The sequence below is a fragment of the Ligilactobacillus cholophilus genome (assembly GCF_030389495.1).
GTDB classification, from domain to species: Bacteria; Bacillota; Bacilli; order Lactobacillales; family Lactobacillaceae; genus Ligilactobacillus; species Ligilactobacillus cholophilus.
The window spans coordinates 1,149,028-1,164,701 of the sequence record NZ_CP127832.1 but is presented as its reverse complement, the minus strand read 5'-3'; the positions used below and the strand labels follow the sequence as shown (position 1 = coordinate 1,164,701).

The 15,674-nt window shown below is 30.0% G+C and carries 12 protein-coding genes; 7 read left to right on the top strand and 5 right to left on the bottom strand.

Translation table 11 applies throughout. The features are described from left to right. Window positions 1-93: 93 nt before the first annotated feature. The 3 genes from QPK35_RS06115 to QPK35_RS06105 form a co-directional block, all read right to left on the bottom strand. Window positions 94-768, bottom strand: coding sequence for a hypothetical protein (locus tag QPK35_RS06115; RefSeq protein ID WP_290033077.1), 675 nt, complete (start codon window positions 766-768; stop codon window positions 94-96). Window positions 769-787: 19 nt separating this feature from the next. Then, on the bottom strand, window positions 788-2,059 hold the full coding sequence (locus QPK35_RS06110; RefSeq protein ID WP_290033076.1) for a glycosyltransferase family 2 protein: 1,272 nt from the start codon (window positions 2,057-2,059) through the stop codon (window positions 788-790). Between the two features lie 215 nt (window positions 2,060-2,274). Then, window positions 2,275-3,546: a glycosyltransferase family 2 protein gene (locus QPK35_RS06105; protein ID WP_290033075.1), complete on the bottom strand. Its 1,272-nt coding sequence runs from the start codon at window positions 3,544-3,546 to the stop codon at window positions 2,275-2,277. Window positions 3,547-3,706: 160 nt separating this feature from the next. Between QPK35_RS06105 and QPK35_RS06100 the strand changes: the two genes are divergently transcribed. Both QPK35_RS06100 and QPK35_RS06095 read left to right on the top strand, forming a co-directional pair. After that, the gene (locus QPK35_RS06100; RefSeq protein ID WP_290033074.1) at window positions 3,707-4,114 is read left to right on the top strand and encodes a YfhO family protein; all 408 of its coding nucleotides are present in this window, start codon (window positions 3,707-3,709) and stop codon (window positions 4,112-4,114) included. Beyond that, entirely contained in the window at window positions 4,093-6,300 is a 2,208-nt protein-coding gene (locus QPK35_RS06095) for a YfhO family protein (protein ID WP_353851766.1), read from the top strand. The genes QPK35_RS06100 and QPK35_RS06095 overlap by 22 nt, the downstream gene beginning before the upstream one ends. Window positions 6,301-6,337: 37 nt before the next feature. Here QPK35_RS06095 and QPK35_RS06090 read toward each other — a convergent pair whose 3' ends face one another. Further along, entirely contained in the window at window positions 6,338-7,006 is a 669-nt protein-coding gene (locus tag QPK35_RS06090) for a type 1 glutamine amidotransferase (protein WP_290033073.1), read from the bottom strand. Between the two features lie 231 nt (window positions 7,007-7,237). Here QPK35_RS06090 and QPK35_RS06085 point away from each other — a divergent pair, with 231 nt between their 5' ends. Both QPK35_RS06085 and QPK35_RS06080 read left to right on the top strand, forming a co-directional pair. Beyond that, the gene (locus tag QPK35_RS06085; RefSeq protein ID WP_290033072.1) at window positions 7,238-8,347 is read left to right on the top strand and encodes a hypothetical protein; all 1,110 of its coding nucleotides are present in this window, start codon (window positions 7,238-7,240) and stop codon (window positions 8,345-8,347) included. Between the two features lie 162 nt (window positions 8,348-8,509). Then, the gene (locus QPK35_RS06080; protein WP_290033071.1) at window positions 8,510-9,397 is read left to right on the top strand and encodes a phosphatase PAP2 family protein; all 888 of its coding nucleotides are present in this window, start codon (window positions 8,510-8,512) and stop codon (window positions 9,395-9,397) included. A 49-nt stretch (window positions 9,398-9,446) separates the two neighbouring features. On the opposite strand, the gene QPK35_RS06075 is transcribed toward QPK35_RS06080, so the two are convergent. Beyond that, window positions 9,447-10,862 (bottom strand): APC family permease, encoded by a 1,416-nt coding sequence (locus tag QPK35_RS06075; RefSeq protein WP_290033070.1) that lies wholly within the window; start codon window positions 10,860-10,862, stop codon window positions 9,447-9,449. 273 nt (window positions 10,863-11,135) lie between these two features. Here QPK35_RS06075 and QPK35_RS06070 point away from each other — a divergent pair, with 273 nt between their 5' ends. The 3 genes from QPK35_RS06070 (at window position 11,136) to QPK35_RS06060 (ending at window position 15,672) form a co-directional block, all read left to right on the top strand. After that, on the top strand, window positions 11,136-12,488 hold the full coding sequence (locus tag QPK35_RS06070) for an amino acid permease (protein WP_290033069.1): 1,353 nt from the start codon (window positions 11,136-11,138) through the stop codon (window positions 12,486-12,488). Next, complete coding sequence (locus tag QPK35_RS06065; RefSeq protein ID WP_290033068.1) at window positions 12,472-13,890, top strand: APC family permease; 1,419 nt, start codon at window positions 12,472-12,474, stop codon at window positions 13,888-13,890. Before QPK35_RS06070 ends, QPK35_RS06065 begins: the two co-directional genes overlap by 17 nt. 231 nt (window positions 13,891-14,121) lie before the next feature. Continuing rightward, window positions 14,122-15,672, top strand: coding sequence for an Nramp family divalent metal transporter (locus QPK35_RS06060; RefSeq protein WP_290033067.1), 1,551 nt, complete (start codon window positions 14,122-14,124; stop codon window positions 15,670-15,672). Window positions 15,673-15,674 lie beyond the last annotated feature (2 nt).

Here is a 15,674-nt window from a genome sequence, read left to right as displayed (position 1 = left end):
AAGTTCTTGTTCATTAATAAATTGATAAAAGAAAAAAGGACTGTAACTTATGTTACAGTCCTTTTTTTATTAGACGGGATTACAAGTTAAATGTTAGTCATTAATTACAACTGGTACGTCTACAACACGATATCCATGATGTACGACTACACAGCGTTTAGCAATAACTTGACCACATGATGTTACGCAGTAGTGAGTTTCTACTGTTGTCCATGTGCATTCTACATATTTGTGAACAATAACAACTGTTTGATGTGGATGACATGGATCATTAGGACATGGACATGGATTGTCTGGACATGATGGTTTGTTATCTGGGCATGAAGGTTTACTTGGTACATTAGGTGTATCAGGTTTTGATGGAGCAGTAGGAGCTGTTGGGGCAGTAGGAGCAGTAGGGGCAGTAGGAGCCGTTGGAGCAGTACCAGCAGTGCCAGCAGTACCGGCAGTGCCAGCAGAATGAGCTACGCTGCTATTGCAAGCTGTTGATGTACTATTAGATGTTGATTCTGAAGAAACACAAGGAGTGGATGAAACTGCCACAGATGATGTTTGTGTTGATTGTGATTTTGAAGAAGCAACTGATGTTGAAGTTGCTGAGTTTGCATCTGATGAAACTACAGATGATTGCTTTTGTGAAGCAACTTGACTTGTAGTTGTATTTGATGATGTGGCGTTAACTTGATCAGCGTGAGTTGTTCCTGATGTCATAAATAAACTAAAACCAAGAACAGCAGTAGCTAATGCTAATTTATTTGTTCTTTTCATTATAAAAAATCCTTTCTTTTTATGATTTAGCAGTATTTGAATTGTCTTGACCATGAGCTGTTTTAATCCATTTTTGTTTACCAGTAATTTTACGATAAAAAGCAATTAAAATAGCTGGAAATAGAATGATGTTATAAATAATCATTCCAGCACAATTTAATAATGTTGCTAAACGCACTTTGGTTGGATCTTGACAGTACTTGACTCCCATATAAAAGGCTAATAGCAAATTAATACTGATTAAAAAAATAAACAAATGGAAAAAAATATGTATATGGAGAAGTGCAAAGATTAGAGTGATGAAATTTGATAATCCTACAAACATCGTTATGAATGGCAATAGCATGAAGAAAATCATTTCGAATTTTGCCCAAAAACCAAGCTCTTGACTTGTGAAAATATCTCTCATGTATTTTCCGGTACAATCAAGTCCTCCTTGAACCCAACGAGAACGTTGGCGAATGAAAGGACTGATTTTATTAACCGCTTCTTGATAAACAATAATATCAGGACGATAAAGAGTCTTTTTACCACTAAGTAAGAATTTGGTGCTAAATTCAAAATCTTCAAGCAAAGCATTTCCCCACGGAGTAGGATTGTCTTTAATTGCCGTCATTCTAACAAATTGACCATTTCCAGATGCAGCGGCATTATGGATACGATTCCGTATACGTTGAATCCAGTCATTGATCGTGGCAAATTCAATATCTTGCATTTTTTGAAGCCAGTTTTTTGTTTTAATCATTCTTACTTTGATTTGCAGTAGTGCAAGTTCAGGATTTTCAGCGAATTGCGCAAGTACTTTTTGAAAGTCCTCCTCGTACATGATTGCATCAGCGTCTAAAACTCCAACAATGACATTCTCTACGTCATCATTGACTTGATTACGAATAAATTGTAATCCAAAGTTTAAGGCGTCCCCCTTTCCAGTTTGTGCATTGGGAGGGATTCTGCGAATAAGGTGAATTTTATTTGCACAGTGATGTGAAGTGATGAATTCTTCAATTAGATCCCCAGTTCCATCTATCGAACCATCATCAATTACTCCTAGTTGGACTTGAGATAGTGCTTGAGTATTTGCCAAAAATTGAGATAAAGTAGAATCTACAACTCCAGCTTCATTCAGCATGGGCATTAAGATGAATAATTTAATATCTTGTGGAATTTTAGAACTGTCAAATTCAATATGTGGCTCTTTAATCGATCCACATACTAAGACAGCAACCCAGATTGAATAATATAAAATTCCCACGAAAGATATCAAAAGTACAATTTTGATAAAAATATTCATGAAAAATACTCCAAGTAATCTCGCCTACGATAGGAAATTCTACTATAAAACTAATAATTTGTTAAGCAAATTATTTGAGTAATTTATTTTAAATTTAAAATAAAATTATTGAAATAAAAAAGCTGAACTTAAGTTACAGCTTTTCAAAGACGAGATATAAAATTTAGTTATAACTGTGAATAGTGATAGATAGTGAAAAAGTATAATAGACTAGTTTATGATTTAGCAATATTTGATTTGTCTTGACCGTGAGAGGTTTTAATCCATTTATGTTTACCTGTGAATTTACGATAAAATGCGATTAAAATAGCTGGAAATAAGATGATATTATAAATAACCATTCCAACACAATCTAAAACAGTTACAAAACGAACTTTTGTGGGATCTTCACAATATTTTGATCCCATATAAAAGGCTAATAGCAAATTAATGCCAATCAAAAAAATAAACAAATAAATGAAAATTTTAAAGTGAAAAAGAGAGAATATTAAGGCAAAAAGGTTAGATAGTCCTACAAATAGAGTAATAGAAGGTAACAGCATAAAGAAAACCATTTCAAATTTTGCCCAGAAATTAAGTTCATGACTCATCAAAATTTCTTTTATATATTTTCCAATGCAATCTAAGCCTCCTTGAACCCAACGAGAACGCTGACGGATAAAGGGACTAATTTTATTAACCGCTTCTTGATAGACAATAATGTCAGAAGAATAGAGTGTTTTTTTCCCACTTAATAAAAATTTAGTGCTAAATTCAAAATCTTCAAGTAAGGCATTTCCCCATGGCTTAGGATTATTTTTAATAGCGGTCATTCTGATGAATTGACCATTTCCAGATGCAGCAGCATTGTGAATGTGATTTCGAATCCGTTGAATCCAGTCATTAAGTGTAGCAAATTCAACATCTTGCATTTTTTGTAGCCAATTATTTGTTTGGGTCATTCTAACCTTAATTTGTAACAATGCAAGTTCAGGATTTTCAGCAAATTCAATCAATACTTTTTGAAAATCATTTTGATGCATAATAGCATCAGCATCTAAAACGCCGACAATTACATGATTCATATTGTAATCAAAGTGTTTTCGAATAAAATTTAAGCCATAATTTAAGGCATCGCCTTTTCCTGTTTGTGCATTCGGAGAAATTCTGCGAATAAGATGAATTTTATTTGAACAGTGATGTGAAGTGATAAATTCTTGAATCAATTTTCCAGTTCCATCAATTGAACCGTCATCAATTACCCCAAGTTGGACTTGTGATAATTTTGCTGTGTTTTTTAAAAATTGAGATAATGTAGAATTTACAACCCCAGCTTCATTCAGCATGGGCATTAAGATAAATAATTTGATATCCTTAGGAATTTTTAAGTTATTAACTTTAATATGAGACTCTTTAATTGATCCGCATACTAAAATTGCTACCCAAATTGAGTAATATATAATGCCTATATAAGATATCAATAGCGTAATTTTAATAAAAATATCCATAAATATAATACTCCAATGAATCTCGCCTATTTAAAAAAATTTTACTATATTTTTTTTGTTTTTTAAATAGGTGATATCGTATAAATTAAAATTTACATATTAAAGTAATAATGCTATGTTAGTACCATATGATTAAATTTAATTAAAGGAATTGAACGGAATGAATTCATTTAAAAACCAAAAGAAACTTAATTACATTATTAGTTTTATTTTCCCTATATTATTATTTATATGCATTTTATTTTTAACACATGTATATCCATTTGGTAATAATACAGTGGTTACAGGTGATATGAAACATCAATATATATCTCTTATGACATATTTTAAAGAAAATATATTTCATCCTCGTAATTTTTTATATTCATATCAAATTGGATTAGGAAGTGGATTTTTTGCAGTTTTAGCATATTATTTGATTAATCCGTTAAATATAGTAACTTTATTTATTCCATCAAGTTATATGCCAATATTTTTTATGATTAACCTTCTAGTTAACATTGGATTAATTGGATTGACAACGTATACATTTTTAACAAATTCTGAATATTTGAATCAGAAAAAATAAACCATAAAAATTTAATAGCTATAATTTTAGGTACATGTTTTGCTTTTAGTTCTTTCTTTGCAAATTACCAACAATGTACAATGTGGGTCAATGCAATCATTTTATTACCAATAGTTTTATTAGGGTTAGATAGAATTCTGTATGGTAATGGAAAAACTTTATTGTATTGGATTTCTTTAGGATGTTTATTATTAATAAATTGGTATATTGGAATTATAGTTACTATATTTTTATTTATTTCCACATTAACATGGGTAATCAAGCAAATTTTAAGTAAAAGAATAAATGAAACAATAAAAAAAGGAACAAAAGTACTAATTTATTCGATTTTTTCAGTAGGTATAGGTACAATTGCAATGTTGCCTAGTTATCTAGCTCAAGAAAGTGTAAATCAAGAGAAATTTCAAATATCATTTGAACAAATTTATCATATCCATTCCTTCTTTTCAGCGTTATTAAATGGAAATGTAGATCCTCAAGCTCCACTGATTTTTTGTGGGGTTGGAGTAGTTTTATTTACAATTCTTTACTTTTTTAGTAACCAATATAGTTTAAAGTCAAGATTAATTTCATTAGTCTATATTTTATTTTTAATATTAACGACTAATGTAAAATTTTTCTATATGATGTGGCATGCATTTTCAATGCCTAATGGTTTTGTTCATCGTGAATCGTTTTTAATAACATTTGTATTTATTTGTTTTGCATATCAAGGAGCAGCAATTTTATCAAATAAAAATAAATCAATATTTATTGTTTTAGCAAGCATATTAATTGCTGCAGTAATGATGTTTAGTAATTATCATTATCATAATTTTGATATTTCAACTTTAATATTTGAATTGATAGTTCTTGTTACAATAACCTTATTATGCTTATTCATATCTAAAAAGAATTTAATAATTTATATTTTATTAAGTTGTGTATGTGTAATTGATATTTTTGCTTATAATTATAAAATTGAAAAAAATGAATTTTCGCAAGTACCAATGGATGCATATCAATATTCGGTAAGTTCATTTGATAAAGCAATAAAAAAGGTAAAAGATAAAGATTCAACTTTTTATCGAATGGGATCAAGTGCAGAAATAACTCCTAATGATCCATTATTATTTAATTATAATGGTGTACAAGCGTATATTTCACAACAACCAACATCGTTAACTGATTATATTTCAGCATTAGGATATTATCAAAAGCATTCATGGATTCGTTGGAATACATTTAATAATGGTTCAACTTTTGCTATTAATAGCTTATTGGGAATCAAATATTATTTTGAAGCTAATAAAAATTTACTTAATAATACTCAGAAAATTAATTCAATGCCAACATCCAATACAAAATTAGATGTTCCAAATATTAAAAAAATTGGAAAGACAAGCAATATAAAGATTTTTGAAAATCAAAGTGCTTTTCCTTTAGTTTTCAATATTAATCGTAAAGCGACGGATATAAATTATGTATATAATCCAGAAAGTAATCCGTTTGAGTATTATAATCAACTATTAAATAGCATATCAAAGACTAAGCGAGAATATTATAAGAATTTAACGATAAATACTCCTGAAATTAAAGAAAATGATTATGTATATAATACAATTGTGTCAAAAACTGGAAATGTATATTTGTATTTAGGACATTTACAAGCTCAAGAATTAGTAGATTTAACGATTATAGTTAATGGGAAAAATTTAGGGACTTATGGTGGTAATAATGCTTGGGGAGAAAATGGGGTCCTATATTTAGGAAGATATAATAAAAATGATCAAATTAAGATTGAAATAAAAAATGCAAAAATGATAAATCAGCCTAATCAATTATTTGTTAGTGTTGAGGATGTAAATGCTGTTAAACAACTTCAGCAAGAAGCTGTTAAGAAAAATATTAAAAATATTCATGTGAATGGAAATAAAATTAATTTTAATACAAACAAAGGATTTGATGGGGGAATATTAGCATTATCAATTCCATATGAAAAAGGATGGAAAGCTAAAGTAGATGGTAAGCAAATTAAACTCCAGAAAGCACTTGGAGATTTGACTGCTATTAACTTAAAAAAAGGAAAACATCATGTTGAATTAACATATGTAACTCCAGGGCTAAAATTAGGAATGATAATTAGTGGAATTTCATTAATTATTTTAATAGCTCTTGAATTAGTAAAAAAAGTAAAACGTCGTTAATAAAAAACTCTAGTTGAGTCTTTCAACTAGAGTTTTTTTAATGCTCAGTAATATAATCCAAAATTTTAAACATAATTTTTTTATTTTCATTTGGTATTGGCGTTTGTAAGATATCATTTGCATCTTGATTAAAAACAGAACCATGAATGTAATCGGAGTCATTTATCACAATTTCTCTAACATTATCTGCAAGTGGTTCAAAGTGAAATTGAAGTCCAACAATATGATGACCAATAATAAAGCCTTGATTTTTAACCTGATCACTGGAAAATAGAAGTTTTCCTTCATGTGGAATTTCAAAAGTATCACCATGCCAGTGAAGAACGTTTAATTTTGAAGGGATTCCTGGGATAATTGAACTTTTCCGATAAATTGGTCCCCAGCCTACTTCTTTGACAGGAGCAGATGTAATTTTTCCACCATAAATTTTAGAAATTAACTGTGCCCCATAACAGATACCTAAAATAGGAATATCTAATTGAATCAATTGTTGAACTAATTCAATTTCCTTTTTTATCCAAGGAAGGTTATCATTAGGGCTCATTGGGCCACCTAAAATGATTAATAAATCCGTATTTTTAGCTTCTGGAAGTTTTCCAAATTGATATGGATGATAAATGAATGTTTGATGGTTATGATTATGTGCCCAGTTAAGGATAGAACCCGGTTTTTCGTTTGGGGTATGTTGTAAAATGTTGATCCTCATAATATTTACTCCTTTTATGACTAATCATTATTAAATTTTATAGATTAATTATACTAGTGATTTTAATTATGTAAAAATTAAATACAAATTAATTTGGGGGAATTCAGTTAAAAATTCATAAAATCTTCAATGATAATTCACAAATTGTCGACAGTTAAAAATTGCTTTGATATACTGTGGGCGTAGTGATTTAACAATCATTTTGTAAAGTATTAAGGAGTGAGTGATAAAATGACAAATCACAAAAATTTAAAAAAGGTATTAACAGTTTCAACAATGGCAGCTGCAACAATGGGGGCAAGTATGTTAGTAAATGCTGATAATGTTCAACCATCATCAGTATCATCACAAACAAGTAGCGTTGCTAGTGTTTCATCAGAATCACAAACTGCAAAATCAAGTAATGCAGTTGCTTTAAGATCATCTCAATCATCTAAAGCATCTCAATCAACAAAATCAACAAATCAAACTGTAAAATCATCTACATCAACAGTTGCCTCATCTAGTTCAAAAGCTACAACATCAGCTTCAACCAAATCATCAACTACTAAATCTACAGCAAATACAACAAAAGAACAAAGTGTTCAACCTCGTTCTGTGGATGGAAATACTAAGGTTACTCCATCAATATCTGATCAAGAACATGACAAGTTACAAAACGAGATTAATAATGTAAATAGTGTAATTGACAAATATAAAGATGATACATTATTACCTGTTCAAATAGCAAGTTCAGATGTAAGCGGGAATCTTGTTGTAGATATATTAAATGGCTATGTAAATGGTTTGGATACTGTAAATGATTTACAACATGATATTGAAAAGCTTCAAGGCTTTGTAAATGATGATAAGAAGTCATTAGATTTAGAAACTAATGCACATGCTAGAGAAATCATTCAAGCCCAATTAACTCGTGATCAAGATGCTTTGGCATTTTTGCAAAATGCATTGAATAATATTAATAACAAGCAATCAAGTCAATCATCTAAACCACAAACTTCATCAACACGTCCAGCAACATCAGTATCTTCATCAAATGATAATAATGTTGCAGGTAAAAAAGATGAAATGAAAGCAACAAGTACAAAGGCTACTTCATCAACAAATACAAACAATAAGGTAGTAGCTAAAGTTGCTACTCAAAAGACATCAAATAGTAAGATTGCAACAACAGTAAAGACAAATAATGTATCATCGAAAAAGGCAACAAAAGCTACATCAAGAAGTAAAAGTACAATGCCACAAACTGGTGAACAAACAAAAGATGCTAGCATTTTAGTAGCTGTTGGTACAATTGCAATTGCTGCAGCTGGTGCATTATTAATGCGTAAACATCACTAATATGTAATTAATTGTTTTTATTTAACTCTAGTTGATAATTCAACTAGAGTTTTTTTGATAAATTAAAGCCAAGTATACATAAAAAATACAAAAAGTTTACCTTCGATATAATAAAAATTTACGAGACCTTTTTATACTAAATGTATAAAAGGAAGCAATATTATGTCAGTAAAAACACAAAAACGCCTTTTTATAGTGGCAATAGTTTCAGCAGTTTCAATTCTTACTTTTGCATATTTTGAAGATTTAAAGGTAAGTCAGCATGTAATAAACTATCATAGTTGGTTTGGAACATTTTTCCAAACATTTGGAGAGTTTCCTGTCTATTTAGTACTTGCTTTTGTGGGACAAATCGCAATGAATTATGCGTTACGATTCACATCTAATTATTTATTTTCAAGTACTTTATTTTTAGGTGGGATAACTTTAACTGCATGGCAAATAAAAAGGTATACTAATGAATTTTTAGGATATATAGCATCAATCCAACATAACATAGATAAACATCAAGCAATAGGTATTGCTAATAGCGATGGAGCAAAAATAAGTTTTTCATCTTCTGTAAATTGGATTACGTGGGCAATTTTTTTGATTATTTTTATAATAATTTGTCAATTATGGTTAAAAAGCAAAACAGATTTACAGATTAAAAGATTGATGATAATTGCAGTTTTTGCAGCATTAACCGTATGGTGTGCGTTAAAAGTAAATGAGACACTAAAAGAACTTTGGGGAAGAGTACGGCCATATGAATTATCAAAAACAAATCATTTTACTAATTGGCTAACAATTAATGGTCCTAATGGACATAAATCATTTCCATCAGGTCATACAATGGCAGCAACATTAGCAATTGTTTTTACTTGGTTTATTGAAAATAAAAAGAAACGTCAATTTTGGTTTGGAATAAGTGTTATTTATGGAATTTTAGTTGCGGTGAGTCGAGTGATAATTGGTGCTCACTTTCTATCAGATGTAACTTTTTCTTTCTTTATAACTATATTTATCATTTACATTTTGCGTGAATTATTGATTAAAAATTTAGAATAAAACTTTTCATTTAAATAGCGTGTATGTAATTTTACATACACGCTATTTATTATTGGTGATTTTTTAACTTTTTAATTATTGGTAAAATGATTCCTAAAATTGCGAAGATAATTGGTGTACTTATATTAATACTCAATTGAAACCACCATTGTGATGAATGATATGGAATATTATTTTTTGGAATCATTCCTAATATACTTATGATAAGTGTAATTATAAAAATCCATGTACCTAGCATAATTTGTGGGAACTTTTTAGTAAATGATATTTTTTGATGTTTTATTAAAAAGATAAAAGCTAGAAAGATGAAGAGAAACTTAAATGGAATGACAACAGAATTTAAATTTAATAGCCAGTAATAAAAATTTGTGGCATTTTTAATTTTTATGGTTGGAATAATAATTAAAATGCTGGTTAAAATTCCTGTTAAAATGTAACCATTAATGGATATATTATGCTTGTTTTTCTTCATTAAACTATGTGGAATATATTTTTTGTTATTCTCGGATAATAAAATTTTTAAAGGTGCATCAATTGAAATTATTAAAGCAGCAATTTGAGCTAGTAGGTTGGAAAAGGCATAAAGGATCATTAATGAGTTGCCAATATGAAATTTTTCTCCTAATATCTGAAATGCAACATAGGCACCATTCATAATTAAATCTTTGGGGATAGCATGACTGTTGAATAATATTCCTAGTGAATATGTTCCTAAAATAGCAGATGCTCCAACAAGTATAGCTAAAAATAACATGCTTTTAGGAAACTCATTTTTCCCATTTTTTAAATAATTAATATATGGTGAAATCTTTTCACTCCCGCCAACAGCAAACACAAACATTGATAATGTTGTGAAGTAAGTTGTGTTAAAGCGAGGAATAAATGAACTAACATTAGTTAAATTTGAAGTTGCTGGTTTTGCATGGAAAATAAAGAAAGTTGCTAATGAAAGAACTATCAAAAGCATTGAAATAATTAACATTGCTCCTCCAGCAATACTACCAATGATTTTTAATGTATTGATTCCTCGTGCAGAAAGCCACATGAAGAATATTAATATTACCAGGGAAATAATTGCAATTTTCCATGAAGCAAGATGGTTTAAGGTGTTAGCTTGCATTGTAAATAGCCATGAAATTGCTACGATAATATTTTGTGGTTTTTGTGCTAGGTAGGAGATGTTAACAATCCAATATGTCCAAGCAGCTAAATATCCCATTTTTGAATTGATTGTTTCTTCAACCCAAATACTTACACCGCCTGAACTATTTGGAAATGTTGCACCTAATTTGCTTACAATCCAGATATATGGAATAAAATATAAAAAGATAATGAGAACCCAAGAAAAAATTGCTTGTGTTCCTTGTTGTGAATAGTTATTAAAAATATTGCTGATGCTCCACATTGAAGTGAATGCAATTAGTGAAATGTTATACCAATTTAAATTTTTGTTTTCTTTTCTCAAATTAAACCCTCCCATTATTGATAATTCATAATGGGTAACAACACATTGTCATAATAGTTCACCTCTTTTACTTATTTTTAATAAGTTAACATATAAAATAAATAATGTAAATAATATAATTTACTCTTTTATAAGATAATTATTTGAATTAGTAAAAATCTTTTTAAATATCTTCTTTTCGAACATTGATAGTTTATTAATAATATGTTAAAATTTTCTTATTTAAATTTAATCAACGAATTGAGGTTAAATTTATAGGAGGGATATATTTATATGGATGAGAAACTTTCAAGAAATTTAAAGAGTCGACATATCATGATGATTGCGATTGGTGGCGCAATCGGAACCGGATTGTTTTTAGGATCTGGAGACTCGATTAAAAGTACTGGACCTGCGGTTATTTTAACCTATACAATTGCTGGTATTTTTATTTTCTTCATGATGAGAGCATTAGGAGAAGTCTTAATGTCTGATCTTAATAAGCACTCTTTTATTGAATTTATTGAAGAATATTTAGGTAAGAAAGTTTCCTTTGTAATTGGATGGACGTATTGGCTGTGTTTTATTGCACAAGCAATGACTGATTTGACGGCTTCTGGAATTTATATAAAATACTGGTTTCCGAATTTTCCACAGTGGATACCGCCTTTGATTATATTGATTATATTAATTGTTATTAACATGATTAATGTTGGGGCATTTGGGGAACTAGAAAGTGAATTATCATTAATTAAGATTCTTGCAATTATTGCGTTGATATTTATTAGTTTATTTTTATTATTAGGTCATAAAACAGTTGCTGGAACACAAGTTTCTTTTAATAATTTATTTGATTATGGTGGCTTTTTTCCTAAGAAAATGGAAGGATTTATTAGAAGTTTTCAAATGGTAATTCTTGCATATACAGGAATTGAAATGGTTGGTTTAACAGCTGGTGAAACTAAGAATCCTAAAAAAGATATTCCAAAGGCAATTAATAGTTTGCCTTTAAGAATTGGTCTTTTCTATATTGGATCAATGATTGCGTTAATGGTTGTATGTCCTTGGAATCAGATTTCGACTAAATCAAGTCCTTTTGTACAAGTGTTTGAAGCAATTGGAATTCCTAATGCTGCTTCGATTTTGAATATTGTGGTGATTATTGCGACAATCTCAGCAACTAATAGTGCGTTATTTAGTATGAGTCGTTCACTATATTCACTTGCAAAATTGAAAAATGCACCACGTTGTTTTACTAAATTAAGTTCTAAGGCAATCCCTAACAATGCTTTACATGCTTCGTCGTTAATCCTATTTGTTATTGTAATTTTAAACTATTTAATGCCAGGTAAAATTTTTACAATTATCACAAGTATTGCTTCAATTAATTTTATTTTTGTTTGGATTGCAATAATTGTATGTCACTTAAAATATAAGAAAACTCATAAAGAAAATAATGTCCTCTCCGTACCTGGTTATCCAATTACGGATATCATATCAATTCTATTTTTTGCTGGAATGATTATTATTTTTCTAGCAATTTCATCGACAAGATATGCTACTATATTATCTTTAGGATGGTTGATGTTACTTTATGTATTTGTCACATTGAGAGAAAGGAAATTGAGAAATGAAACTTTGGAATAAAATTTTTTATAGGCAAAATCCTCAAAAATATGAATTGAAAGATGATCACTTAGAGCGGTCTCTTAGAGTAAGAGATTTATTAGCATTAGGTTTAGGGATTATTGTTTCAACTTCAATTTTCACTTTGCCTGGTGAAGTAGCAGCGATGCATACGGGGCCGGCAGTTATTATTTCATTTATAATTGCAGCTGTTGTTGCTGGAATGGTAGCTTTAGTATATGCCGAAATGGCTGGTGCGATGCCATTTGCTGGTTCAGCATACACTTGGATTAATGTTATTTTCGGTGAATTACCTGGCTGGGTTGTTGGCTGGGCATTATTGGCTGAATATTTTATTGGATTATCCTTTGTAATTTCTGGTATTTCTTCTAACTTAAAACCAATTTTGGCATCTATTGGAATTAAATTCCCTGCATTTTTGGCGAATCCATTAGGTAAAGATGGGGGAATTGTTGATATTTTAGCAATTGCACTATTGTTGTTAGTTATGTTTCTTGTTTCAAGAAACCTTTCAAAAATTACATTAGTTGAAAATCTTTTTGTAGTTTTGAAAATTTTTGCAATTTTGTTATTTGTAGTAGTGGGTGCTACTTCAATTCATATGGCTAATTTCCATCCGTTTATTCCAGAATATCATGTGACAGCAAATGGGGCTTTTGGTGGTTGGCAAGGTATTTATGCCGGAGTATCTATGATTTTTGTATCATATATTGGATTTGATGCAATTGCCGCAAATTCAGCTGAAGCTATTGAACCACAAAAAACAATGCCTCTTGGAATTGTTGGATCTTTAGGAATTGCATCTGTATTCTTTATTTTAGTAAGTTTAGTATTAATTGGTGTATTACCATATCAACATTATGCAGCTAGTGCCGAACCAATTGGAATCGCTTTGAGAGCAATTAATCATCCAATAGTAGCAACGATTGTTCAATTAATTGCGGTCTTGGGAATGATTACCGCAGCTATTGGTTTAATGTTATCTGGCTCAAGATTAATTTATTCATTTAGTCGAGATGGAATGTTACCAAAAGTATTCAGCAAACTTGATAAAAACAAACAACCTAAGAATGCAGTAATTTTAATTTCTGTTGTTTCTATGGTAATTAGTTCAGTATTACCATTTAGTTTCTTATCACAATTAATTTCTGCAGGAACAATTATTGCATTCATGTTCGTTTCGGTAGGGTTATTCTTCTTAAGAAAACGAGAAGGAAAAGATATTCAACAACCTGCTTTCAAGGTTCCAGCATATCCATTATTACCAATTCTTGCATTTGTAGCTAGTTTACTTGTGTTTATTGGATTGGATAAGGCTGCTAAGCTTTATACGTTAGTTTGGTTTATTTTAGGAATAGCAATTTATTTTGTATATGGTATTAGAAATGCCAATCGGGATTAATTTGATATAAAAAGACTTAGGCGAAATGCCTAAGTCTTTTTTTGTTTAGATGCTTAATAATTAAAAAAATAAATTTTTTTAAAAGAATTTTAAAGATAGAAAAACGTTGTAAATAAAGGATTTGTAAAAGGTTAGTAACATACAAAAAATAAATTAATTAATTTTTTTAAAAAGTTAACCTTGCCTAAAAATTTATCTTTGGTATACTAAAAAAGGATAGGAGGATAAATTATGTCAAAAAACACTTTAAATCTCGTTGAGTATGCTAATGGTAAATCATTAGAAGAAATCAACGGGACTGTACATGTTCCTCCAAAAGACGCAGGCTTTTGGAAAACATTATTAGCATATTCAGGTCCAGGAGCACTTGTTGCTGTTGGATACATGGATCCAGGTAATTGGGCAACATCAATTACTGGAGGTCAAAACTTCCAGTACTTGCTGATGTCAGTTATCTTAATGTCTAGTTTGATTGCAATGTTACTACAATACATGGCTGCTAAATTAGGGATTGTAACACAAATGGACTTAGCACAAGCAATTCGTGCTAGAACAGGAAAAACATTAGGTATCATTTTATGGATACTTACGGAAATGGCGATTATGGCGACAGATATTGCCGAAGTAATTGGGGCTGCAATTGCGTTGAACTTATTATTCCATATTCCATTAATTCTTGCAGTTTTCATTACTGTATTTGATGTTTTGCTATTATTATTACTTGCCAAGATTGGATTCCGTAAGATTGAAGCAATTGTTGTATGTTTAATCTGTGTAATCTTATTTGTATTTATTTACGAAGTCTTGTTATCAGATCCCGATTGGGGTGCTGCAATTAGAGGTTTAATGCCTAGTGCAGATGTGTTAGCAAGTCATCCATCAATTAATGGTGAAACTCCATTAACAGGTGCATTAGGAATTATCGGGGCAACAGTTATGCCACATAACTTGTACTTGCACTCATCAATTTCACAAACACGTGAACTTGATCATCGTAATCATGACGATATTAAAAGAACAGTTAAGTTTGCAACATGGGATTCAAACATTCAATTAACAGGTGCTTTCTTTGTTAATGCATTACTTTTGATTATGGGTGTTGCAGTTTTCAAGTCAGGTGCTGTTAAAGACACTTCATTCTTTGGTTTGTTTGAAGCTTTAAATGAACCAACATTATTACATAACCATATTTTAGCTAGTGTTGCTCAAACAGGTATTTTATCAATCTTGTTTGCTGTTGCTTTACTTGCATCAGGTCAAAATTCAACAATTACAGGAACATTGACTGGTCAAGTTATTATGGAAGGTTTCATTCATTTACGAATGCCATTATGGGCTCGTAGATTAGTTACTCGTTTGTTATCAGTTATTCCAGTTATTTTATGTGTCTTAACAACTAGTGGGGAATCAGTTACAAGACAACATATTGCCATTAATAACTTAATGATTAACTCTCAGGTATTTTTATCACTCGCATTGCCATTCTCAATGGTTCCACTATTGATGCTTACAGATAGTAAGAATGAAATGGGTGAATTCAAAAATAGTTTATGGGTTAAGATTTTAGGTTGGATCTCAGTTATTGCATTGATTTACTTGAACTTAACTGGTTTACCTGATCAAATGACAGCTTTCTTCAGTTCTAATCCAACACCTGAACAAGTTGTAATTGGGAAGAATGTTGCATATGTAATTAGTGTAATGATTATTATGTTATTAGTTTGGGTAATTATAGATATGTATAAGAACAACCAAAAGATAGGTAAAGAACAAGGAGAATAGAA